This is a genomic window from Chryseobacterium culicis (assembly GCF_002979755.1).
GTDB classification, from domain to species: Bacteria; Bacteroidota; Bacteroidia; order Flavobacteriales; family Weeksellaceae; genus Chryseobacterium; species Chryseobacterium culicis_A.
The window spans coordinates 180,132-204,715 of the sequence record NZ_PCPP01000001.1; the positions used below are offsets into that span (position 1 = coordinate 180,132).

General features: G+C 36.2%; 20 protein-coding genes. 9 read left to right on the top strand and 11 right to left on the bottom strand.

The genetic code is table 11. From position 1 onward, the window contains the following. Nucleotide 1 precedes the first annotated feature (1 nt). Entirely contained in the window at nucleotides 2-868 is an 867-nt protein-coding gene (locus CQ022_RS00935) for an AadS family aminoglycoside 6-adenylyltransferase (RefSeq protein WP_105684259.1), read from the top strand. 2 nt (nucleotides 869-870) lie between these two features. On the opposite strand, the gene CQ022_RS00940 is transcribed toward CQ022_RS00935, so the two are convergent. Continuing rightward, entirely contained in the window at nucleotides 871-2,451 is a 1,581-nt protein-coding gene (locus CQ022_RS00940) for a GMC family oxidoreductase N-terminal domain-containing protein (RefSeq protein WP_105684258.1), read from the bottom strand. Nucleotides 2,452-2,581: 130 nt separating this feature from the next. On the opposite strand from CQ022_RS00940, the gene CQ022_RS00945 reads away from it, so the two are divergent. From CQ022_RS00945 to CQ022_RS00960, 4 genes are all read left to right on the top strand, one after another. Then, nucleotides 2,582-3,199, top strand: coding sequence for a DUF1684 domain-containing protein (locus CQ022_RS00945; protein ID WP_105684257.1), 618 nt, complete (start codon nucleotides 2,582-2,584; stop codon nucleotides 3,197-3,199). Nucleotides 3,200-3,203: 4 nt separating this feature from the next. After that, nucleotides 3,204-3,677, top strand: coding sequence for a GNAT family N-acetyltransferase (locus CQ022_RS00950; protein ID WP_228421827.1), 474 nt, complete (start codon nucleotides 3,204-3,206; stop codon nucleotides 3,675-3,677). Nucleotides 3,678-3,750: 73 nt separating this feature from the next. After that, nucleotides 3,751-4,560, top strand: coding sequence for a glucose 1-dehydrogenase (locus CQ022_RS00955; protein ID WP_105684255.1), 810 nt, complete (start codon nucleotides 3,751-3,753; stop codon nucleotides 4,558-4,560). 130 nt (nucleotides 4,561-4,690) lie between these two features. Next, entirely contained in the window at nucleotides 4,691-7,360 is a 2,670-nt protein-coding gene (locus CQ022_RS00960; protein WP_105684254.1) for an MGH1-like glycoside hydrolase domain-containing protein, read from the top strand. A 15-nt stretch (nucleotides 7,361-7,375) separates the two neighbouring features. Here CQ022_RS00960 and recO read toward each other — a convergent pair whose 3' ends face one another. Genes recO through CQ022_RS00980 form a run of 4 tightly spaced genes read right to left on the bottom strand, consistent with a single transcriptional unit; the run spans nucleotide 7,376 to nucleotide 12,033 of the window. Next, nucleotides 7,376-8,062 (bottom strand): DNA repair protein RecO, encoded by a 687-nt coding sequence (gene recO, locus CQ022_RS00965; RefSeq protein WP_105684253.1) that lies wholly within the window; start codon nucleotides 8,060-8,062, stop codon nucleotides 7,376-7,378. After that, on the bottom strand, nucleotides 8,062-10,323 hold the full coding sequence (locus CQ022_RS00970; protein ID WP_105684252.1) for a T9SS type A sorting domain-containing protein: 2,262 nt from the start codon (nucleotides 10,321-10,323) through the stop codon (nucleotides 8,062-8,064). Before CQ022_RS00970 ends, recO begins: the two co-directional genes overlap by 1 nt. A gap of 1 nt (nucleotide 10,324) precedes the next feature. Beyond that, complete coding sequence (locus tag CQ022_RS00975) at nucleotides 10,325-11,275, bottom strand: bifunctional metallophosphatase/5'-nucleotidase (protein WP_105684251.1); 951 nt, start codon at nucleotides 11,273-11,275, stop codon at nucleotides 10,325-10,327. Further along, nucleotides 11,275-12,033, bottom strand: coding sequence for a 5'-nucleotidase C-terminal domain-containing protein (locus tag CQ022_RS00980; protein WP_105684250.1), 759 nt, complete (start codon nucleotides 12,031-12,033; stop codon nucleotides 11,275-11,277). Before CQ022_RS00980 ends, CQ022_RS00975 begins: the two co-directional genes overlap by 1 nt. A 107-nt stretch (nucleotides 12,034-12,140) precedes the next feature. Here CQ022_RS00980 and dapA point away from each other — a divergent pair, with 107 nt between their 5' ends. From dapA to CQ022_RS01000, 4 genes are all read left to right on the top strand, one after another. Then, on the top strand, nucleotides 12,141-13,013 hold the full coding sequence (gene dapA, locus CQ022_RS00985; RefSeq protein WP_105684249.1) for a 4-hydroxy-tetrahydrodipicolinate synthase: 873 nt from the start codon (nucleotides 12,141-12,143) through the stop codon (nucleotides 13,011-13,013). Nucleotides 13,014-13,132: 119 nt separating this feature from the next. Next, on the top strand, nucleotides 13,133-13,636 hold the full coding sequence (locus tag CQ022_RS00990; protein WP_105684248.1) for a GNAT family N-acetyltransferase: 504 nt from the start codon (nucleotides 13,133-13,135) through the stop codon (nucleotides 13,634-13,636). A gap of 296 nt (nucleotides 13,637-13,932) precedes the next feature. Then, nucleotides 13,933-14,514 carry a helix-turn-helix domain-containing protein gene (locus tag CQ022_RS00995; RefSeq protein WP_105684247.1) on the top strand — a complete coding sequence of 194 codons (582 nt, stop codon included), beginning with the start codon at nucleotides 13,933-13,935 and terminating at the stop codon, nucleotides 14,512-14,514. Further along, nucleotides 14,507-14,953, top strand: a complete 447-nt coding sequence (locus CQ022_RS01000; RefSeq protein WP_105684246.1) for a response regulator — start codon at nucleotides 14,507-14,509, stop codon at nucleotides 14,951-14,953. Before CQ022_RS00995 ends, CQ022_RS01000 begins: the two co-directional genes overlap by 8 nt. A gap of 622 nt (nucleotides 14,954-15,575) precedes the next feature. Here CQ022_RS01000 and recG read toward each other — a convergent pair. The 6 genes from recG to CQ022_RS01030 form a co-directional block, all read right to left on the bottom strand. Further along, nucleotides 15,576-17,663, bottom strand: coding sequence for an ATP-dependent DNA helicase RecG (recG, locus tag CQ022_RS01005; RefSeq protein ID WP_105684404.1), 2,088 nt, complete (start codon nucleotides 17,661-17,663; stop codon nucleotides 15,576-15,578). 155 nt (nucleotides 17,664-17,818) lie between these two features. Continuing rightward, on the bottom strand, nucleotides 17,819-18,352 hold the full coding sequence (locus CQ022_RS01010; protein WP_105684245.1) for a thioredoxin family protein: 534 nt from the start codon (nucleotides 18,350-18,352) through the stop codon (nucleotides 17,819-17,821). A 41-nt stretch (nucleotides 18,353-18,393) separates the two neighbouring features. Continuing rightward, nucleotides 18,394-19,905: a peptide MFS transporter gene (locus CQ022_RS01015; RefSeq protein ID WP_105684244.1), complete on the bottom strand. Its 1,512-nt coding sequence runs from the start codon at nucleotides 19,903-19,905 to the stop codon at nucleotides 18,394-18,396. A gap of 23 nt (nucleotides 19,906-19,928) precedes the next feature. After that, a complete protein-coding gene (locus tag CQ022_RS01020) occupies nucleotides 19,929-20,918 on the bottom strand; it encodes a YhcG family protein (protein ID WP_105684243.1) in 990 nt (329 codons plus the stop codon). 61 nt (nucleotides 20,919-20,979) lie between these two features. Then, on the bottom strand, nucleotides 20,980-22,734 hold the full coding sequence (locus CQ022_RS01025; protein WP_105684242.1) for a peptide MFS transporter: 1,755 nt from the start codon (nucleotides 22,732-22,734) through the stop codon (nucleotides 20,980-20,982). Nucleotides 22,735-22,868: 134 nt separating this feature from the next. Beyond that, nucleotides 22,869-24,524 (bottom strand): peptide MFS transporter, encoded by a 1,656-nt coding sequence (locus tag CQ022_RS01030; protein WP_105684241.1) that lies wholly within the window; start codon nucleotides 24,522-24,524, stop codon nucleotides 22,869-22,871. Between the last annotated feature and the right edge of the window lie 60 nt (nucleotides 24,525-24,584).

A 24,584-nucleotide genomic window follows, 5' to 3' on the forward strand; every position in this document is an offset into this window, starting at 1 on the left:
TATGAAAGTAAGGGAAGAAAAATTAGAACAGATTATTCACTGGGCTGAAAACAATCCGGATATCCGTGCTGTTCTCCTGACCAGTTCATTGGTAAACCCTTACGCTCCTGTAGATGATTTTAGTGATCTTGATATCGAACTTGTTTTTGAAAACAGAACAACCTATGAATCCGGAAATGAATGGATAAAACTTTTTGGTGATCCAATTTCCATGATTGAAGAAGATGATCGTGTTTTTGAAGGAAAGCATGCGATGAAAATGGTTTTGTATAAAGATCATGTGAAAGTTGACTTTAAGCTGTATCAGGTAGCAGAATTTATAGAAGAAATCAATCAAGAAACTCTTCCCGAAGATTGGGATGTAGGGTATAAAGTTTTACTGGATAAAGATAACCTGACTAAAAACCTGAAGTCCCCGACATATCAGTCAATCATGATTCAGAAGCCAACGGAAAAACAGTTCCGGCAGCTGATCAATGACTTCTGGTGGGATACAACCTACGTTGCAAAGTGTTTGAAACGCGGAGATATTTTCTATGCTAAATTTATGTCTGAAAATATTCTTCGGACAGATTATCTTGTCCCTTTGATTGAATGGTATATTGCAGGAAATCATGACTGGAATACTATCACAACCAATAAACACGGAAGACTTTTCAAAAAATACTTATCTCAGGAACTATGGAGTACAATAGAAGCTACTTTCTCTGATAGCAATATTGAAAAAAACTGGCAGGCCTTGTCTGCATATGCAGATCTGGTACATGAGCTGGGAACTTCACTGGCTGGAAAACTTTATTTTATCTATCCGGAAAAGCTGGAAGATGAGATCAGAAATTATCTTAAGGAAGTACAGACAAAGCCTTAATTTCAGGCAAATTCATTCTGTACGATAAGATTTTCAATACAGTATTCTGCAATAGCCGTAATGGTAACAAATGGGTTAACACCAATGGTTCCCGGAATTAAAGAACCATCCAGAACATACAGATTTTCATGATCTTTTAGTTTTCCATATTCGTTGGTAGCTTCACCTAAAACGCACCCGCCAAGCGGATGATAACAAATATCTGCACCAAAGCCGTTATTGAAAAGTAAATGACTTCTGGTTCCCCCATTAGCTTTATTCATTTTTCTGATAAAGTATTGAGCATTTTCTTTCATTTTAGAAGTATTGCTTTCATTCCAGTTCAAGGTAAGGGATTTGTTGGTTGTATTGTAAGCAACTTCTCCCTTTTTATCAACCCTGTTGATCAGCAGATACAAAGCTGTAGCGACATCCATTCCCATAGGTAAAGGAGCAATTTCCGTGAAAAACGGATGCTCAGGATCATCCCAGTTATCAATTCCTCCCACAGGAATTGTGGATTGCTTAGCTCCCGTGCCTCCTGATAAAGGTTTTACCCAGTTTCGTCCCGTCATAAAGTTCCCGTTATTTCCCCAGTTTTTACCAATCTTTTCATGGACAGGAAATCCGTTTTCTGCATGGGATTGCAACAGAAGCTGTAATGTTCCCATGGTTCCTGCGGAAAGAATCAGTTTTTTACAGTTGAAAACCTTCTGAGCAACCAGAGCTCCGGAGGTATCAATCTGCTGCACATGTAATGTATAGCTTTTATCATCATTCATTTGAATAGTCTGAACACGGTGAAGATCAAGAATCTCCAGATTTCCGGTCTCAAGAGCTTTTCTGAGATAGGTTTTATCTAAACTGTTTTTCCCATAGTTGTTTCCGTAGATCACTTCAGTATTAAGGGCAGAACGCGGAACTTCATTCCTGAATTCTTTTTCCATATACTTAAAATCATAGACATTGGGAACTCTCATCGTCTTGAAACCAGCCTTGTGAGCCTCTTCTTCACCTACCCGCGTGAACTTGTAATAAGGACATTCTTCCAGAAACTGTTCATCAATAACATTTACTTTAAGTTCTTCCCGTACCAGAGGAAAATAATGATTATAAAACTTTTCAGCATCAAGATCAGGGAAAACTTCTTTGAAATAGCTTTCTTTGGGAGTGACAGCCATTCCACCATTCACCAGAGAACCTCCGCCAACACCTCTTCCTACCCAGATATTAATATGATCAAAATCCAGACGGTCCAGTATTCCCGTAAAAGGAGTCAGAGAGAAAATATTCATAAAAGGAGCAATGCTTTTCTTTTTCAGCCATGCAGAACTTTTCCCTGGTTTCAGCAGATTGGAAAAGGGAATTCCTGCTTTTTCCCAGTTAAGACCCATTTCAAGAATGATTACTTTTTTTCCGGCTTCACAAAGACGCAGGGCAGATACAGCACCTCCGTATCCACTGCCAATAATGATAATCGGAACATCATTATATTCCTTTATCTCATTGTTTGTTCTTGCTTGAGCGTGAAGTAATTCGGATTGAAGAAAATAAAATCCTGATATCGCCAAAGCACTGGTCTTAATGAAGCTTTTTCTGTCCATGAACTTTGTTTTTCAAAAAGTATGCTAGAGGTGCAGACACTTATTTTATTTATTACAGATTATATTTTTTATTACAATTTTAACTTTTATTGTTTCGGAAATTCATAGTTTTACTTATAATTTTAAATTCATGAAAAAATATATAATACTCTTTTTATTGCTTCCGTTATGGGCTTTTTCTCAAAAAAAGATATCAAAAGAAGAAAAAGAGGTGCAGAAATTTCAGAAAGAACTGAATGCAGAATATTTCAATCCAAAAGAAACTCCATTAAGAGGGGATAACCTTAAAAACTTTAAAGGACATCCTTTCTTTCCTTTTGATGCCAAATACAGAGTTACGGCACAATTTGTCCAATCAAAAGATACCCAACCCTTCGATCTTCCTACATCTTCAGGAAAAACAAAGTCGTATCAGGAATATGGAAAAGCAACATTTACATTGGATGGAAAGCCTTATAACGTTACTTTATACCAGAGTCTGGATTTAATCAAACAGGACAAATACAAAGATTATCTCTTTCTTCCTTTCCGTGATGCTACCAATGAAAAAGAAACCTATGGAGGAGGGAAATATATGGATTTAAAAATCCCGAAAGGAAATACGATAGTGCTTGATTTTAACCAGTCATATCATCCTTTCTGTGCCTATAACGCTTACGATTATAATTGCCCTATTGTTCCTGAGGAAAATAAACTTCCCGTGGAAATCCGTGCGGGGGTAATGTATGAAGATGTCTACCATCACTAATATTATGATACACTTAGAATTCTTTAAACAGGAAGATCTATCTGGGGTAAGCTATGCCCTGGATGAAAATCAGATGCGCTTTACTGCAACTGCTCAGCAGGCTTTACAAAGCATCAGTGAACGTAATGATGAAGACGCATTTCCGGTGACCATATTTGAAAATGATGCAGCCGTTGGTTTTTTTGTCCTTGATTTTGGGAATGATAAACTTGAGCTTACCGATAATGAAAATTCAGTTTTATTACGCTCTCTATCTGTGAATCCTCAGATGCAGGGAAAGGGAATTGGGAAAGCTGCCATGCTGGAAGTAGGTAATTTTGTCAAAAATCACTTCAATACCTGTGATGAAATTGTACTGGCAGTAAACCAGAAAAATAATTCTGCTTATCATATTTATCTTCAGGCTGGATACATTTATGATGGCAAAACCAGAATCGGAAGAAGTGGTCCTCAATACCTGATGTACAAAAAACTTTAATAAAATTTTAAAATCATAATTTTTTATCTGCTGATATCTTTCCATAACTTTGAGTAACATCAAATTACAAAACATGGAAATATCACTTCAGAATCAGGTGGCTGTAGTCACAGGAGCTTCCAGTGGAATTGGTTCAGGGATTGCAAAATCATTAGCATCAGCTGGGGCAACAGTCATTGTTAATCATTCTTCGGAAAGATCTGCAGAAGAAGCTAAAACCGTTTTAAAAGAAATAACGGATGCAGGAGGAAAAGGAATGACCTATCAGTGTGATGTATCCAAGGAAGATCAGGTGGTCAGAATGTTTCAGGATGTTGTTTCTGAGTTTCAAACCGTTGATATCCTGATCAATAATGCAGGGATTCAAAAAGATGCGAAATTTACTGAAATGACTTTGGATCAATGGAATGCTGTCATAGGCGTTAATCTGACGGGACAGTTTCTATGTGCAAGAGAAGCCATTAAAGAGTTTCTTCGGAGAGGAATAGATCCTTCACGTTCTGTCGCTTGTGGAAAAATCATTCATATCAGTTCAGTACACGAAATTATCCCTTGGGCCGGACATGCTAATTATGCATCCAGTAAAGGTGCTGTAAGAATGCTCATGCAGACCCTTGCCCAGGAATATGGAGCAGATAAAATCCGTGTGAATTCTATTTGTCCGGGAGCTATCCAGACTCCTATTAATCAAAATGCATGGAGTACTCCGGAAGCCCTCAATTCTCTTCTTACTCTGATTCCTTATAACCGAATCGGACAGCCACAGGATATCGGAAATCTGGCGGCATTTCTTGCCAGTGATCTTGCCGATTATATAACGGGAGCCAGCATTTTTGTGGATGGTGGAATGACCACGTTTGAGAGCTTTTCTACGGGAGGGTAGTAGAGTTAAAGGTTCAAAGTTCAAAGTTTAAAATTTAAAGTTTAAAGTTTTGAGGTTGTTCTTAACGCTTGAAACGAAACATAGTACTCATTGCTCATTATTCATTACTCATAACTCATAATTATCGCTTATGTCAGAAAAACAGAGAATTTCAGATATTTCATGGAAAAAATGGGGACCCTATGTCAGTAACCGTGAATGGGGACTTGTTCGTGAAGATTATAGTGAAAATGGAGATGCCTGGAATTATACAGGTCATGATACGGCAGAAGCCAAAACTTACCGCTGGGGCGAGGAAGGAATCTGCGGAATCTGTGATGATCTCCAGAAGCTGATATTTTCTGTGGGATTCTGGAACAAAAAGGATAAAATGGTCAAAGAACGGTTCTTTGGACTGACGAACGGGCAGGGAAATCATGGTGAAGATGTAAAAGAATACTTTTATTACATAGATTCTACCCCTACGCATTCCTATATGAAAATGCTGTATAAGTATCCTCAAAATGCTTTCCCCTATGAAGATCTGGTAAAAACAAATGGAACAAGAGGAAAAGAAGAACCGGAATATGAATTGATTGATACAGGGATTTTTGATCACAACGAATATTTTGACATCTTTATTGAATATGCAAAGGAAAGCCAGAATGATATTCTGGTCAGAATAACAATTGTCAATAAATCTGGAAAAGAAGCTCCTCTTTTACTATTGCCGACAATTTGGTTCAGAAATACATGGAATTGGGGATATGATGACTACAAGCCTCAGTTGTCTGCTGAAGATTCTGATCATATTAATGTCAGCCATAAGGATATTGAGATAAAAAATGTATATGCAAAACAATCTTTAAAGACCCTGTTTTGTAACAATGAAACCAATAATGAAAGGCTTTACCAGTCTTCCAATGAATCCAAATACTGTAAAGACGGGATTAATAATTTTGTGATGACAGGAAATTCCCAGTCGGTCAATCCTCAGAATACCGGAACAAAAGCTTCTTTTTTTATTGACGAGGATTTTCAGGGGGGAGAAACTAAAATATTTGAATTCAGACTTACAGATAAGGATATAAGAGAACCCTTTAAAGACTTCGATACTCTTTTTGAACAAAGACAGAAAGAAGCAGATGAATTTTATGCAGAGATCCAGAAAGGTATTTCTTCCGAAGATGAAAAACTGGTACAAAGACAGGCTTTTGCAGGAATGTTGTGGAACAAAATGTTTTACCACTATAATGTTGAAAAATGGCTGAAAGGAGATCCTGCCGAAATGCCTCCTCCAAAGTCCAGAGAGAAAATAAGAAACTACGACTGGAAGCATCTTAATAATGAACATATTATTTCCATGCCTGATAAATGGGAATATCCGTGGTATGCCACCTGGGATCTGGCCTTTCATACCATCAGTTTTTCACTGATAGATGCGGATTTTGCAAAACATCAGCTTAAACTTTTCCTGTTTGAATGGTATATGCATCCTAACGGGCAGCTTCCTGCTTACGAGTGGAATTTCAGTGATGTGAATCCTCCGGTACATGCATGGGCCGTATTCAGAGTATTCAAAATTGATGAATACTTAAAAGACAAACCTGATCTGGAATTTTTGGAAAGTGCTTTCCAGAAGCTGTTGATGAATTTCACCTGGTGGGTTAACAAAAAAGACCTTAATGGGAACAATATCTTTGAAGGCGGCTTTTTAGGGCTTGATAATATTGGTGTTTTTGACCGGAATACTGTGTTACCTAACGGAGAACAGTTGGAGCAGTCGGATGGTACGAGCTGGATGGCTATGTTTGCCCTGAATATGATGAGAATTGCTTTGGAGCTGGCTCTCTATAACAATGTGTATGAGGAAATGGCGATGAAGTTTTTCGAACACTTTCTGGCTATTGCCCACTCACTGGACAATATGGGTGATGAAAATTTCAGCCTTTGGGATGAACAGGATGAGTTTTTTTACGATGCCATAGCTTCCAATGACGGAACACATATGTACCTGAAGTTAAGAACCATTGTTGGATTGATCCCAATGTTTGCCGTTGAGGTCATCGATGATGAAATGATTGAAAACCTTCCCAATTTCAAGAAAAGAATGAAATGGGTACTGGATAATAAACCGGAACTTGCCTCTTTGGTTTCAAGATGGGAAGTGAAAGGGCAGGATTCCAAACACCTTTTATCTTTACTTCGGGGACACCGTTTGAAAAGACTGCTAAGCCGGATGTTGAATCCGGATGAGTTTTTAAGCGATTATGGGGTGAGAGCTTTATCCAAGGAATATGAAAACAATCCTTATACATTACTGCTGAATGACACGAATTATAGTGTGAAATATACGCCTGCAGAAAGTGATAGCGGACTTTTTGGAGGGAACAGCAACTGGCGCGGTCCGGTATGGTTTCCTATCAATTTTCTTATTATTGATAGTCTTCAGCGTTTTTTCTTTTACTATAGCCCTGATTTTTTAGTGGAATATCCTACGGGAAGCGGGAACTATTCAAACCTGGATCAGATTGCAGATGCTTTAAACAAGAGGCTTGCCAAGATATTTTTGAAAGATGAAAATGGAAAAAGACCGATTCATGGCCAGTATGAAAGATTTCAGACTGATCCGGATTTCAAAGATTATATCCTGTTCTATGAATATTTTCACGGTGATAACGGTCGTGGAGTAGGAGCTTCCCATCAGACAGGATGGACGGGACTTATTGCCAAAATTCTACAACCCCGGTTTTCCAAAAAAGAAATGGCAGAATCCGAAACCGAAATGCCGGATGATGTTGAAAAAACAAAAGAGAAGTAAGAAGACAAATTGGGCTTATTCAAATATCTGTTGTATCACCTCCAGTGAGGCCGGAGTTTTGAAATCAGTAATATGATAATGATAGTATACCAAAAGACTGTCAAGGAAATCTTTTCTTAAAGACGAATGGATTTTTGTGGAGTAAAAATCTTCTGCACAAAGGGCTTTTTTCCACAGCGTGGAAATTTCCTCATTGAAAAGCTGATGACATATGCCCGGGGAAAAAGTTCCGGTTTCAGGATCTAAAAACCTGCCTTCACTCAGCAAAGGAGCAACGCCCTGTATTTTTAAAAAAGCCAGCAAAAACAGTAGGTGTGCCTGATAATTTTTATGAGTCAGTTCACTGATAAAATGATTGATCCCGGAATAGATCGGAATATTTTTATTCTCATATTTCAGAATGTGACTCAGAAAATCTGAGATAAAGAAAATCACAGTATTGACCCTTATATCGGTGTAGATATCATTGTTTTTTACCAGTTCAAACTTTGAAACAGATGGTATACCGTTACCTCTGGATGGATTTACGGAAAAATTAAGCTGGCTCAATGGCTGAAGCAGGGCTTTCTTTTTATTCTTTTTGGAATAAATTCCTTTCAGAAAATAGCTTTGAAAACCCTCTTCTTCTGTAAAACAATGCAATACAGCATCATTTTCCCCATATTTTATAAACGAAAGTAAAAAACCGTTTTGTGAATTCATTAATTAACCACTCCTATTTTGGCGGTAGCTTTATCAGACCCGTCTTCATTCGTCATCAGGACAAAATAAATCCCTGATGCTACTCTTGTTCCTTTCTGGTTATTAAGATCCCATTCATAATAACCTCCTCTTGCTACTGCAGAGTGAACTACATTTCCTGCAGCATCCACAATTCTTATATTGGTTTTTTCTGCTAGACCTTTAATCGTAACTTTTCCTTTGAAATTAGAATAAACAACAGGATTAGGATACACCATAACATCCCCGAAATTAGAGGTCACATCTGCAACATCTCCCTGATAGGTTACAATCCCATTATAGGTTACAAAATATACTTTACCTGTTTTTTTATCAACTTTTATATCGGTAACACTATTCGTAGGAAGAGGTGAATTTTCCTTTGTAAAATGCTTTATGGTTCTCTGACCATCGGCAGAAAGGTAATAAACTCCACCGCCGTCAACAGATACCCATTTGTAATCACCGGCATCTACTGCAATCTGCAGAATTGCTGATTCTCTGAAAAGTTCTTCACCTAAACCATTCTGCTCTATAACTATAGGTTCTACTTCAGGCTGAGAACTCTTTATTTCAGTTGCTGCGTTGCGCATGATTCTTAAACCTCCATCCGTACCGATCCAGGCATCACCGGATTTATCAAATGCAACGGATAATATACCTCCTGAACTATTAAATCCGTTAGAACTTCCTAGGATATAATCAGTGTCATCGGAAAGATTAGTTGCACTTTTATAGTCATATACCCAAAAATTATTAGATCTTGGGAGTGGTGTCCAAAGCATATTTTCATGGAAAACAGGTTTCTGTATCCCGTCACTGGCAAGAACTATTTTCTTGATGAGAAAATCATCGCTTGTTTTATCGTAGATTCCCATAGAAGGGTTTCCATCGTTGAATCCAAAAGAAACAAACAGATTATTCTGAGGATCTACAGCAAAACCTACAGGACGTCTGTAATAAGGTTGTGCTCCAAGATCATAATATTTTACCAGCTCAAAATCTTTGCTTGTGGCATTATATTTCATTCTATATACTCCGTTAGCACGCATTGTATAATTGGTGAAAAGTACCTCATTGCCATTGTAAGGACTAATAATAGCATCCAGTACATTAACGAACTCTGGAGGATTTTTAACAAAGAATGAAGGATAAATCCATTCTGTACCATTGAAATAATAAAAACCAGGACTTGGTAGTTGTGCAGGAATAGCCGGGTGGTTATAATTATTTGCTCTGGCTCCAGAAGAAACCAAAAGCTGGCTATTATCAAAAAGATTGATATTATAGGCAAAATTGAAGAAAGGACCTGAGGGTTTAAAAGTATTGTTACTTTCATCCTTTATCCCTGACAATACTGTTCCTCCTAAAATTTTTCCACCGGCTGTTAGTGCAGTATTACATTCTTCACCAAGGCTTACCGCATTTTGTGATACTCCATTGATGCCGTAAGTGTACACTCTGTTATCTGTAACGACGATACTATTGGAGGTAATGACAACATCCCGGATTTTTTCGAAAGTTGTAGGAAGTTGTGTTGGAGTACCGTTATTATAAATATAGGCTGCTGTATTCGTTGAGAAAACCAGTTCTGATTCTGAATCTATATGTTTAAAAGCTCCGGGAGCTTCCGTTGTCCAGGTAGAATATACCGGAAACGTAGTATTCATTTGATGGCTTTTCAATCCTGTGTCAGTTACAGAATATACTTTATTCCCGAATATTGTGGCTTCATTACTGGCCTGGTAAACCCCGCCAGACAGGAAAAATGCTGAATCACCAAATTCTTTATTCTGCAGGTTAAATATGGATAGCCCATACCCGACAGAAATTACCGCCTGATCTCCGGTTATGGAAATATGGTTGATTTTTTTATTCCCATTATATCCTGTCGCAATAGGAATATCAACAATATATTTGATCTCTTGTGGCGTGATCACATCCATAGATCCGTTTTCATAACCGATAAGCCCGGTTTTAGTTTGTGGATTATAATCAAAGGCTGTGATTCCGATATTGTGCAGACCATTGGCCTTGGATAACTTCGTAATTTCTCCTGTTGATATGGTATAATAGAATATTCCGTTTTCTGTGGCCGCAATGATTTTTCCATTGTCTTCTTTCATTGCTAAGATCTTGTTGTAAGAAAACAGATCAGCCCATTTTTTGGATGAAATAACCTGAGCTTTTATCAGCTGCAGGGATGCTAAAATACCAAGAGAAATTATAGAGAGTTTTTTCATATTATGCGGTTATGCTGCTATCTATTACCTGATTGTTCCAGGAAATATGCTGTACGTTTTTGTTTGTATCAAAATAAAAATCTATTCTGCCCAAAAGAAGTCCTGCCCATCCAACCTGGTTGACAAGAACATTTTTGCCTTGTCTGTTGGTAAAAGATTGAGGTTCTGGTAAGAATGTATGAGTATGGCCCCCTAAGATAATATCAATATTTTCTGTATTGGCGGCTAAAATTTTATCGCTTATTTTATTAGGTTCATCTCTGTAGTCGTAGCCGATATGGGAAAGGCAAATTACCAGATCACATTTCTGATCTTTTTTCAGGAAATCTGAATAATGCTGTGCTACATCAATAGGATTGGAATACACGGTTTCTCCATACTGTTTTTTGCCTACAAGACCATCCAGCTGGATTCCCACTCCGAAAATTCCTACTTTGATTCCATTCTTGTTGAAGATCTGATAAGGGGAAGTTTTCCCATCAAGAACGGTATTTTTAAAATCATAATTGGAACAGATAAAAGGAAACTTCGCATTAGGAAGCACTTTTAAAAATCCATCAAGACCATTGTCGAAATCATGATTTCCCATGGTAGAGGCATCATATTTCATCATGGACATTAATTTGAACTCCAGTTCTCCTCCGAAAAAATTAAAATAAGGAGTTCCCTGGAAAATATCTCCCGAATCAAGAAGAAGAACATTATTTTCCTGATTTCTGATTTGTTGAATTAAATTCGCTCTTCTTGCAAAACCTCCCTGATTGGGATTTTTTGTATAGCTTGCGTCAAAAGGCTCTATTCTGCTATGTTGGTCATTGGTATGAAGAATGGTCAGTTTATTTGCTGATTTTACATTGAGGATTTTTAATTCTTCCGCCATCATCATGTTGGGAGCTAAAGCCATTGCTAAAGATCCGCCGCCTATTGCTTTTAAAAAACTTTTTCTATCCATTATTTCTTCCCGATAAAATTTAAACGAACCTCCGAATTTGCCACAACTTCAGGGGATTTCTTAAAATAATCGATAAATAAATCTCTCATTTTAATCCCTGTTGCAATGGATTCTCCTTTTGCAAAGAATTTCATATTGTCTCCTCCCAGCGCAAGATAGTCTGAAGTGGCAATATAATAATCTTTTGCCGGATCTACTGCTTTTCCGTTGATTAAGGTTTTGATTACCTGTCCGTTATTTGTTTCAATGTATAAATGAGAAACAGGATTGTTGACCTGCGTTTTTGCATAATACTCAAAAAGACCCGGTAAATCTGCTCCTTTCATTTTTACAATGACCACCTCATTTTCGAAAGGCATTACTTCAAATACATTTTTAAGTAAAATATCTCCTTTTCCAATAGTGGTACGGATTCCTCCGATATTGATCAGCGCAGCATCTACGTTTTGCTTAAGATGAGTTTTAATCCATTCATTACCTCCTTCAAACGTATAGTCAGCTAAAAGATTTCCCAGATTGCTGTTATCACCCTGCTTGGTAAGATCCACATTCGTGTGTGAAATCTTCTGGTTCATTTCTTTGTCCAGTTTCTGCTTATAGGGCTCAATAAATTTTACAAACTCCTCATCATTCTTTAGCTCATTATTAATAGAAATATTTTTCTGGGTCTTTACATTTACAAGCATCGGCGCAGAAGCCGTTTTGCATGCTGTAAGGGACGCCAGAGCAATTCCTAGTAACAAGAATTTATTTTTCATAATCTCTTTTAGTATATGCAAATATAACTATATGTATAATAAAACATTATTATTTATTACAAATTCTTACTGTAAATTATTAAATTTGGCAAAAATAATTCTAACAGATGAGCATTTTAAAAGGAGTAGGTGTTGCATTGGTAACACCCTTTAATGAAGATTTATCCGTTGACTTCGATAGTTTAACAAAACTTGTGGAGTACAATATCGACAACGGGACCAATTATTTGGTTGTATTGGGAACAACGGCAGAAGCCGCAACGCTTTCTGCTGAGGAGAAGAAACAGGTAATTGAGCATATCATTAAGGTAAATAATAAACGTCTTCCTTTAGTGTTGGGAATTGGCGGTAACGATACTCTTGATGTCAAGAAACAGATTGAAGAAGCAGACCTTTCTGCATTTGAAGCAGTACTTTCTGTGTCTCCATACTATAATAAACCTAATCAGGAAGGTCTTTATCAGCATTATAAAGCGTTAGCTTCCACAGGAAAAAATATTATCATCTATAATGTTCCTTCAAGAACCGGGCAGAATGTAGAAGCAGATACTACGATTCGTCTTGCAAAAGAATTCCCTAATTTGTTTTTGATTAAGGAAGCTGCACCCAATATTTTACAGTACTTTGATATTCTGAGAAAGAAACCTGAAGGTTTTTCTTTAGTTTCCGGAGATGATGAATATACATTACCTGTAACATTAGCGGGAGGTGATGGTGTAATTTCCGTAATCGGGCAGGCGTATCCTAAAGAATTTTCTACTATGGTACAGCTGGCTTTCGAAGGAAAGGTAAAAGAAGCTTATGAAATCCACAACAAGCTGGTAGATATTACCCGTCTGATTTTTGCAGAAGGAAACCCTTGCGGTATTAAAGTAATATTGACAGAAAAAGGGATTATTAAGAATTATCTGAGACTTCCTTTGGTAAAGGCTTCAGAAGGTCTTCATGCAAAAATTAAGGCTGAAATGGCAAACCTTTAATAATGAACTGACAGGATGAATTTTAATCATGTTTTAAGACTCATCAGTCATCATTGAACAATATAAAGAGTGAAAAGTTTAGGCTTTTCACTTTTTTAATCATCATACTATAACAAATCATGAAATTAAAACAGGCAACAGCTGCAGACATCCCGTTAATTCAGGATCTTGCGCGAAGATCATGGGAAAATGCTTACGCAGATATTCTTTCGAAGGAACAGATGGAATTCATGCTTTCTGGAATGTATTCTGAAACTGAAATTCTCAATCATTTCCAAAATCCGCATTATCATTATTATCTTATTCAGGATGAAGATAATGATTCCTATGAAGGCTTTATCGGATACGAACATCATTATGAAGAAAAAACCACCAAGCTGCATCGCATTTATCTGGTTCCGGAGAGCAAAGGAAAAGGGTTCGGAAAAGAAGCCCTTCGGTTTCTCAATGAGAAGGTTTATGAAAACGAAAACGATAGAATTATTTTAAATGTCAATAAATACAATTCTGCCAGAAACTTCTATGAATCCCAGGGATACAGGGTTTACGATGAAGGTGTTTTTGACATTGGGAACGGTTTTGTAATGGATGATTTTCTAATGGAATTTCTAATTCACAGATAAATGACTTAAAATTTTGTAACTTTATCCTGTAATTCTATAACAAGTGACTTCTTTTTTTAATTCATCTTTGCTTCAGAACCAAATCACTTATTACAATACATTCATATGCTTGGTTTTGAGCTGAATCAGCTTTTTATCAGTATATTTTTTTCATCCTTAGTGTTTAAATTCCTGTATTCAATAATACAGGAGTTTTTTCGTATATATCGCAAAAATAAAAAAAATAAAGCTATTTCACTTTTAAATGAAATAAATTATTATATTTACTAAATAAAACTGGCTTTATATATACTAGGATGAAAATGTATGTTAAATTTGATTTCAATGCCCTCTGCAAAAAGGTATTGGACGAGAAACTAAAAGAACACGGGCTGAAGTACAGGTTACTGAACTTCGGTGAAGTAGAATTCTATGAGCCCCTTACCCAAGAACAGCACAATCTTTTTAAGAAAAATCTTGAAGATTATGGTATCGAGATCATAGAAAGCCAAAAAACCGCTTTGGTACAGAAAATAAAAGATGCTATTGTAGAACTTGTCTTTTCTGATGAGATTATTCCCGTAAAAGCATCGATCTATATTTCTGAGAAACTGAATCACAGCTACGGATATCTTTCCAATCTATTTTCAGAAGTGGCTTACACGTCTATAGAGAACTTTATCATTCTGCAAAAGATAGAGCATGCAAAAGCTTTGATCATAAGAAACAAGCAAAGCCTTACAGAAATTGCCCACAAGCTGAATTACTCCAGTGTGGCGCATTTGAGTACCCAGTTTAAAAATACAACAGGAATCACTCCATCCCAGTTTCAAAAGATTATTGGCAGACGAAGAAGAGTACAAAGCATGGTAATAAACCCTAAAATGCAGTATGAATAAAGAATTTCTGAACGTAATAGTAGCAGATAGCGATGACAATACATTGATTTTTTTTAAAAATATTCTAAAAGAGTTGAAAATCTCTATAAAAGTTCAATGTTTCAGTAACGGAAAAAACCTGATGGAATATCTCAATAATGAGGATGCTGTAGTTCCGGAAATTGTTTTTATCAACCACGCTATTCCTGGAAAGACAAGCATGGAGTGCCTGGAAGATATCACTTCAAATTCAAAATTCAAGAATATGGTGACGGCTATTTTTTCTGAACCGATTCCGGAAAATGAAATAGAAGATATTTTTGTAAAAGGAGCTCACATTTTTATGAAAAAACCTGATTGTTTTGATAAGCTTAAAAAGGTGCTTACGGAAGTTATTACCATCAATTGGCAGTATCACACTTCGGGATTGAATAAAGATAATTTAATCCTTAAAGTATGATGGATAAGGGATTTATTAATTTAGTGTTAAGAATTTTTGAATCATATTTACTGCATACTATTCACAAATAAGTGATAATTTTATAACGAATAATTAAAATAATATAAAAGGCATCTGAATTAATATACTGACATTTGTAAAAGTAAACTCAGACACAAATTTCATTATATAGTAGAAGATACAGATGAATGAAAGGTAATTGTTTCTAAAAATAAAGAATTATATAAATCACGATGTTAGTTAACAAAATGAATTATAATAATTTTCCAATTTTAAAGCACAGAAGATCTTTAAACAAAACGGTACAATCATGAAAACTCAATAAGTAGTTGGAGGTATTTTTATTCGTTTCATTCCCTCATCTCCACCGAAAAACAGTTAGTTTTTATAATAAGCAAGTTGGAAAAAAATAATTCATTTTGTTTTTTATAATTTATTTTAATAGTTAGGTCTTAGACTATTTATCTATTATATTGTTATATAAATATTTTTTCACACCACACCACATCACAAAATATTAAGCCTAACTATTAAAATAAATTTATTTTGAACAGACCAAAAGTAATTTCTTCTAAATAACAGTTTTATAAGGGGGCCGCAGGAAAATTTTCTGCGGTTTTTTTTATGAAATTTTACTCCACTTATTTTTCCCTTTGTAGTACCTGATATAATAGTTTTTAATAATCAGATTATCCTGTCTGGAAAGCATTGGATCCGCTTCCAGTATTCTTTCTACCGTATTTTTTGTAGTTTTAATGATTGCCGAATCATTAATAAGATCCAGTCTTTTAAAATCTACCACACCACTTTGCTGGGTACCCAGAATATCTCCCGGACCGCGAAGCTGCATATCCACTTCAGAAATTTTGAAACCATCATTGGTCTCAGTCATGGTCTTGATACGTGTTCTGCTTTCTTTGGATAATTTATCGGAAGTCATCAGGATACAGTAACTCTGTTCGGCACCTCTTCCCACACGTCCTCTGAGCTGGTGAAGCTGTGATAGCCCGAACCTTTCTGAACTTTCAATCACCATTACGGAAGCATTGGGAACATTTACCCCCACTTCAATTACTGTAGTTGCCACCATAATTTCTGCTTTACCTGAAGCAAAATAAGCCATTGCAGCATCTTTTTCGTCAGGTTTCATTTTTCCGTGAAGCATGGTTACATTGTATTCTGAGAAATATTCCATGACATGCTCCAGGCCTTCCATCAGGTTTTTATAATCTAAGGTTTCAGATTCCTCAATAAGAGGATATACGAAATAAACCTGTCTGCCTTTCTTAATTTCATCTTTGCAGAAATTATATACATACAATCTGTCTTTTTCACGTCTGTGAGCAGTAATGATAGGCTTTCTTCCTACAGGCATTTCATCAATAACGGAAACATCAAGATCAGAATAAAAACTCATAGCGAGAGTTCTGGGAATCGGTGTAGCGGTCATCACAAGAATGTGTGGCGGAATTTTATTTTTAGCCCAAAGTTTAGCCCGTTGAGCAACGCCGAATCTATGTTGCTCATCAATGATGGCTAATCCCAGGTTTTTAAATTTAACCTTGTCTTCTAAAACCGCATGAGTTCCTACCAAAATAGAAAGCGTACCATTTTCCAGCTCTTCATGGATAATTCTTCTTTCTGCTGCTTTAGTTGAACCTGTCAGGAGACGGATATTGATTCCTGTTTTTTCTAAAAGTTCTTTGATCCCATTATAATGCTGCTGGGCGAGAATTTCCGTAGGTGCCATCAAACAGCTCTGAAAACCATTATCCATAGCGATAAGCATGGTAAGAAGAGCTACCATTGTTTTTCCTGATCCTACATCACCTTGTAAAAGCCTGTTCATCTGAATAGGCCTCTTCATATCCACTCTGATTTCCTTTAAGACTCTTTTCTGTGCATTGGTAAGTTCAAAAGGAAGGTGGTTTTCATAAAAATCATTGAAATGATCCCCGATAATTGGAAAAGGATTACCGTGAGACTGCGTTTTATGATGTAATTTCTTTAAACCATATCCTAACTGAAAGAAGAATGATTCTTCAAATTTCAACCTATAGTCCGCTTTATCAAAATGTTCCTGATCTTTTGGAAAATGAACATTCAGAAAAGCATGTTGTCTGGACATGAATTTAAAGGTTTTCATCAGATACTCCGGAAAATTCTCTTCAATAAGATTCGGAATCTCTTTGCAGATATTTCTTAATGCATTCTGAAAAAATCGTTGATTTAAACCTCTTTTAGTCAATTTTTCAGAACTTGGATAAATCGGTTTAAGGCGGGTTTCACCTTCTTTTTTTTCTTCCGCTTCTATTTCCGGATGAGGCATAGAAAATTGTCGGTTGAAAACATTGATCTTTCCAAAAATATAAACCTCTTTGTTGATAGGAAGCTGTTCTTTCAGCCATTTGGAATACTGAAACCACACCAGATCCATACTGCCGGTATCGTCATTGAATTTTGCAGATAACCTCTTGGTTTTCCCCGTTTGGATTTCCTGTACCTGAGTAATTTTTCCTCTCAGCTGGATTTCCTGACTACTTTCTTCCTGAAGCTGAGATATTTTATAAATTTTGCTTTTATCCAGATAACGGATAGGGTAGAAGTTCAACAGGTCTTCAACAGTTGATAATCCCAACACACTTTTGATGAGTTTGGCTCTTTCCGGACCTATTCCTTTTACGTATTCTATGGAAGTTTCTAAAGTCATTTTTGATTTGATATCTGGTTTCAATATCTCCAGATCTGTATGAAAAAACAAAGGTTCGAATTTCGGTAAAATAAAAAAGACTTCCAAAAAAATTGGAAGTCTGTATAGTGAATTTTTAGAATTGAACCCGAAAATTGGGGTTTTGAAGTTCTAAATTACTCTTTGATTTTAGATTTGAACTTTTTTTGGTAGTCTTCCCACTGTTCTCTGGTTTTAATCTTTTTGAACAAATCTTTTGAGATCAGTTCCAGATAAGGTTCCAGTTCTTTAGCGGATAATTCTCCCTGAAGAATGGTAATAGGATCTCCGTGCTCATCCAGAAATACCGTACTCGGAACAGCTCCTACATTCATATATTGTGTAAACTCGTGCAGGGAATTCTTTCCTTTTTTGTGCTCACTGTTCGGATTGGAAAATGTTCTTCCAAAGATTTCAATGCTCTTTTTTTCTTCTGCATTAAACTTTACCGGATAGTAATTCTCATTGAGAATCTGAGCAATCACAGGATGTCCATATGTTTTTTTATCCATGATTTTGCATGGGCCACACCAGTCTGCATAAAAATCAATAAGTATTTTCTTGGGATTTTCTTTTTGGGCTTTTAAGGCTTCTTCAATAGTCATCCACTTTACCTGAGCAAAACTGAAATTTAATAAAAGTAAGAGGATTATGCTTAAAATTTTCTTCATATTGTGATATTTAGGTAAAAATAAGCATAATTACTTATTTTTTATTTTACATCTTGCATTAATTTTTTCACGTACGGAGATATCAAAATTAATACCACTCCGGCAATTATCGCATATAATCCCAATTGTTTATATCCATCAGTATAAGTGATCAAAGCATCATAGTTGGTAGAACCTTCTTTTGAAGTGGCAAGACTGGCTCCGATAATCCCCGCAACATACTGTCCGTAAGCTGAAGCAAGAAACCACATTCCCATCATCATTCCCTGAAGATTCTTGGTAGAAAGCTTTGTCATGATGGATAATCCGATAGGAGAGAGGCATAGTTCCCCGAGAGTAATGATTAACAGGGCTAGAGTGAAGAAATTCAATGAAGTAATTCCCTGAAGGTCTGCAAATAAACGGGTGGCAAATAAAACATAATATCCTAATCCCAGGAAAATGAATCCTAATCCGAATTTGATAAGGGTGTTGGGTTCAATTTTTCTTTTATTCAACCAGATCCAAAGAAGTCCGATTATTGGGGCAAGGAATATAATGAAGAAAGCTCCACCTGAGTTATTCACACCATTTGGGTCTAATCCGAAAAGATCTTTGTTCAGGTTCTTAGCCGCAAAAATACTTAAAGAACCTCCACTTTGTTCATAAATTCCCCAGAATATGATGGAGAATATAATGAAGACCAATGCTGCCCAAAGTTTTTTACGCTCGGAAGCTGTTACTTTAGACATTTCATAGAATAAATAGATTAAAGTCAATGGCCCGATTGTCCACATGAAATAATCCGTATACTCTGTTTTGGCAACCATGGTCATAATGATGGGTACAAAAACCAATGACAAAACGTATACTCCATATTCTTTCCATTTTGGTATGGGAGCTGTTTTTTCTTCTGCTAAAGGATGCCCCGGCTGTAGACCAATAGTTCCCAATGTTCTTTGGGTGAATACAAAGTTAATCAAGCTTATTACCATTACTATTGAAGCTAATCCAAAAGCAATATGCCATCTCATCTCTTCTGGAATAATATTACTTAGAAATTCTCCTTTTCCAATAGCAATACATAAATAACCTCCCAGCAAAGCGCCTAGGTTAATACCTGCATAGAAAAGTGAAAATCCGGCATCGGCTCTTGAGTCATTAGGTTTATAAAGCTGTCCTACCATAGATGAAATGTTAGGTTTGAAGAAACCTGTACCGACTACGGTGAATGCTATTCCCAAGAAAAAGAATTTGTGCGGATCAGTAGCAAGGATTAAACTTCCTACGATCATCAGGAGACCACCCCAGAACAGGGATTTTCGGAATCCTAAAATTTTATCGGCAAAAAGACCGCCTACAAAAGTAAAGGCATATACAAAGGCCTGAGTGGCACCGTATTGAAGGTTGGCTTCTTTTTCATGGAAATTAAGTTGGGAGATCATAAAGAAAACCAACATTCCACGCATTCCGTAGAAACAGAAGCGTTCCCACATTTCAGAGAAAAACAGGCTCCAGATTTGTCTGGGATACTTTCCTTTGAAATTTTGTATTTCATCTAAAGTTAAGCTCATAATGATATATGATTAAGTTCTAATTAAGGGTTTTTATCTTTCTGATCCAGTTCAAAACGGATTCTGTCCTGATCAATAATTTGTTTTAATTCTTCTTCTTTTGGGAGGTACAACAGGTATTTGCTGGCAAATAAATTGTTTTTATCATTCAAAATGGAATATTTTACAATAGTTTCATCCTTTTCTGAACATAATAAAATTCCGATGGTTGGGTTATCTCCTTCACCGCGTTTTAGATCATCATACATTCTTACATACATATCAATCTGCCCGATATCCTGATGAGAAAGTTCTTCGGTTTTTAAATCAATTATGACAAAGCATTTTAAGATGTAATTGTAGAAAACAAGATCAATGTAGAAGTCCGATGTATCTGTTGAGATATGTTGTTGCCTGGCTACAAAAGCGAACCCTTTCCCGAATTCCAATAAAAACTTCTGGATATGGTCAATAATGGCTGTTTCAATTTCTTTTTCAGAGAATTGTTCATCAGCTTTTAACCCAAGAAATTCAAAAATATAAGGATCTTTTAAAACACTGTGAATACTTTCCGAAGAAGACTTTTTATGTTCTAAAACTCTTTCGTAAGCTAGCGAATTGATTTGTCTTTTGAGATCTCTTACGTTCCAGTTATTTTGTACGGATTCATTTAGATAATAATGTCTTTTGTCTTTATTATCCTGACTTGAAATCAATCTGTAATGTGACCAGCTCAATTGTTGAGACAATGTGTCAACAATTGGAAATGCAGTGTAAAACTTTCGCATATTGGATAAGTTGGTATAATCAAACCCTTTTCCAAATTCTAAGGTAAGCTTCTGAGAAAGTTTTTTCAGCGTATATTTTCCATATTCTGCACGTTCTTTTCCCTGTTGTTCATCTTCAACAATAAGTTTTCCAATTTGCCAGTAGGTAAGCAGTAAAGTAGAATTCGCTATTCGAAAAACTTTTTCGCGCGACTGTCTAATGATTTCCTTTACGGATTGGAATAAAGAATCTTCGGAAATTTCCATCGTACGAAAATAAAAAAAACCTCTGACTTAGCAGAGGTTTTATTATACTTTGTTGATACAATTAGTTTACACCGTGCATCATTTTCTTTAAGATAGGTGAAATTAATCCTAAGATGACAGAAGCAATACCACAAAGAACTACGAATACCATGAAGAATTCAAATAAGTTGTGGATTTCAAATCCTACAAACGTAGGGTTGTGTAATGGAAGCTGAGCCTTATCAAAAGCCGCTACCTGATCAGCTGTCAGCGTTACTTTTTTATCTAAAACATCCTGTAGATTAACTCCTAATTCTTCAGCTTTTTTGAATTTATCACCTGTAGCAGGGATAAGTGCTCCCAATGAACCTGCTAATGCATAACCAGCAGCGTTAGAAATGAAGAAAACACCATATAATAATGAAGCAAATCTTTTCGGAGCAAGCTTACCAACTAGTGATAATCCGATTGGAGAAAGACAAAGCTCACCACAAGTCTGAATGAAATAAAGTAACATTAACCATTTGATTGCCAGTAAACCTGAGTTTCCAAGATCCTTTACATTGTGTGCAATGATGAAATAAGAAAGAGCGATCAATGCTAATCCCATTGCTTGTTTGAAAGGAGATACAGGCTCTTTTCCTTTTGCTCTTAGTTTATCCCAACATAAACTGAAAGGAACTGCTAAAAGAACTACGAAAATTCCGTTGAAGATCTGAACCATTGAAGGAGGCATATTCCATCCGAAAATGTTTCTGTCTGTTTGGTTGTCTGCAATAAATGTTAATGAAGATCCTGCCTGTTCAAATGCTGCCCAGAAGAAAATAATAAAGAATGATACGATATAGATTACCCAGATTCTTTGTCTTTCAATTTTATTTTCTGCAGAAGACATAATCAGGAAGGCAAGGGAAATACCTGCGGAATAGATAAAAGGATAAATAATTCCTTTGATCATTTGACCCATTTCCACTGAGTTAAACCCAAGTTCTCCTACAAGTAAATATCTAAATACAAAGAATAGAACAACAAATATAGCTACCGTAATTCCTAAGAATGTACCAGAAAATTTTGCTGTTTGCGTTTCTCCTTCTTCGAAATCTGCACTTGTATTATTTTTAGGTAATCCTCCGATAGGTCTTCCTTCCGGAGTTACTACATATTTGTTTTTAAGAATAAAGAAAGTTATCGTTCCAATTACCATTGCAATAGAAGCCGCTAAGAATCCCCATTTGAAAGCAAAAATATCTCTTACTCCAGTGGTAGCATCTTTTACGTCTCCTACGTACGGACAGATAAACTGACCTAAGAACGCCCCAATGTTAATCCCCATATAGAAAATGGTGAAAGCAGAATCCAGTTTAGATTTTTCCTGCTTTGGATAAAGGCTTCCTACCATTGAGGAAATATTCGGTTTGAAGAATCCATTACCGAAAATAATAACGAATAATGCCAGCCACATAATAAGTTTGGCACTTCCGATATCCGCGGAGAAAGTAGAGGCACTGATGAATAATAGGAACTGACCAATCGCCATTAATGATCCACCAATAATAATGGCATATCTGTTTCCGATATATTTATCAGCAATAAATCCTCCTAAAAGAGGGGTTAGATAACATAAAGCTAGAAATCCACCATAGATGATCGCTGCATCAGCTTCTTTTATTAATAAGGAATTTACCATGAAGAGCGTCAAAAGAGCTCTCATTCCATAAAAGTTGAAACGCTCCCACATTTCTGTTCCGAAAAGAACCCATAATCCTTTAGGATGCCTGGAATTCTTATTCTCTACAAATTCATCCGGCTTCGGACTCAATGCTTCAATATTATCCATTTCTATTGTTAATTTTTGTTAAGACTGACAAATATAGTTTATTTTGGGTTTTTGGCAAGGTTTTAATTTTATTTTTAAATAAAAAAGCTGCGGAAGGATTCCGCAGCTTACTTATCTTTATAATAATAAGGATTTTAATGCCCTTTTTCAGTCATAATCTTATTCAGTCTTTTTAACATAGAAAGACCTAAAAGTGTAGCAAATATTAACAAGGCAAAGTTAACAAGGAAATAATTCGTTTTGTTTTCATAATTATACCATGTACTTGCCAGGATACCTGAAAGTTTATTTCCCACAGAGTTAGCCAAGAAGAATCCTCCCATCATCAATGCAGTAATCCTTGCAGGAGAAAGTTTAGAGACAAAAGAAAGCCCCATTGGAGATAAACATAGTTCCCCAATTGTAATCACGCCATAACTGGCAACAAGCCATAATGGTGAAACTTTTACCGATCCGTTTTCTCCGGCCATCACTGCTAAAACCATTACCAAACAGGAAAGACCGGAAATAAATAATCCTAAAACAATCTTGGTAGGCGTTAAAGGTTCTTTTCCTTTTCGTCTCAATAATGCCCAGAATCCTACGATAACAGGAGTGAGTGCAATAACCCAGAATGGATTGATAGACTGGAATAATTCTGTATTGTATAAATATACTTTGTTTTCAGGGTTTTTCTCAAGGGCAGCACGCTGTTCCGGGGATATATTTTTAAAATAAACATCTTTTCCCATTTCCTTTTTAGTTTCCCCGTTGTCGTCTTTCTGAGAACGGAACTGGTTGTCATAAACAGGCGTTTCTTTGTCCTCATAACTTTTCCCTTCTACCATATAGATTCCTTCTAATGGCTTTTCAAGAGATGCAGGAACACTTCTGTCTGTATAATAATTCGCCCATCTTGTCAAAGCTGTTCCATTTTGTTTGAAAACAGCCCAGAAGAACATACTGATCAGAAATACAGAAAGCAAAGCCCCGATAGGTGCTTTTTCGTCCGGTTTAGCTTTAAAATAAAGAGATGCGTAGAAGTAGATTACAGGGACACATGCGAAAATAAAGGCATCTGTACTGTCGCTTCCAAAAATATTGTTAGGAATAAACCAACCTATTGCTCCGGCAACGATAGCAGGAACGAAAACTTTAAGCATAATTTCAGAAAGCTTCGTATCTCCTTCCTGTACAGGTTTCATCTGAGCAGCGTGGATATAATGCTTTCGTCCTATGGTGAAAATAACCATACCGATAAGCATTCCTACACCCGCAGTGATGAAAGCTTCACCCCAACCGAATTTATTACGCATAAAAGCGGCAATAATATTACAGATAAATGCTCCGATATTGATTCCCATATAGAAAATATTATATCCGGAGTCCTTGTTCGCTTTATAAGGTTCTTCAGAATAAAGGTTTCCTAATAGGGTTGAAATAGTGGGTTTAAAGAACCCGTTTCCTATTATAATTAACGCCAGAGAAGTATAAAATAAAGGTAAATCTTTAAAAACTCCCATTCCTATATATCCCGCAGCCATTAAAAAACCTCCAAGATAAATAGATTTAATATATCCTAATACCCTGTCTGCCAGGAATCCTCCAATGAATGGTGTCAGATAGGTTAAGGCAATATAAGTTCCGAAAATGTCATCAGCAGTTTTATCCGGAAGTCCAAGTCCGCCTTTCATACCCGTAGGCTCAATAACATATAGGACAAAGATTCCAAGAATCAGGTAATACCCGAAACGCTCCCACATTTCTGTAAAAAAGAGATAGGGCAGCCCTTTAGGATGTTTAGTCTTCATATTTTCAAATTTCAAATTTCCCAAAAATAGCTTTTTAATTTTAATTGATAAAATAAATAA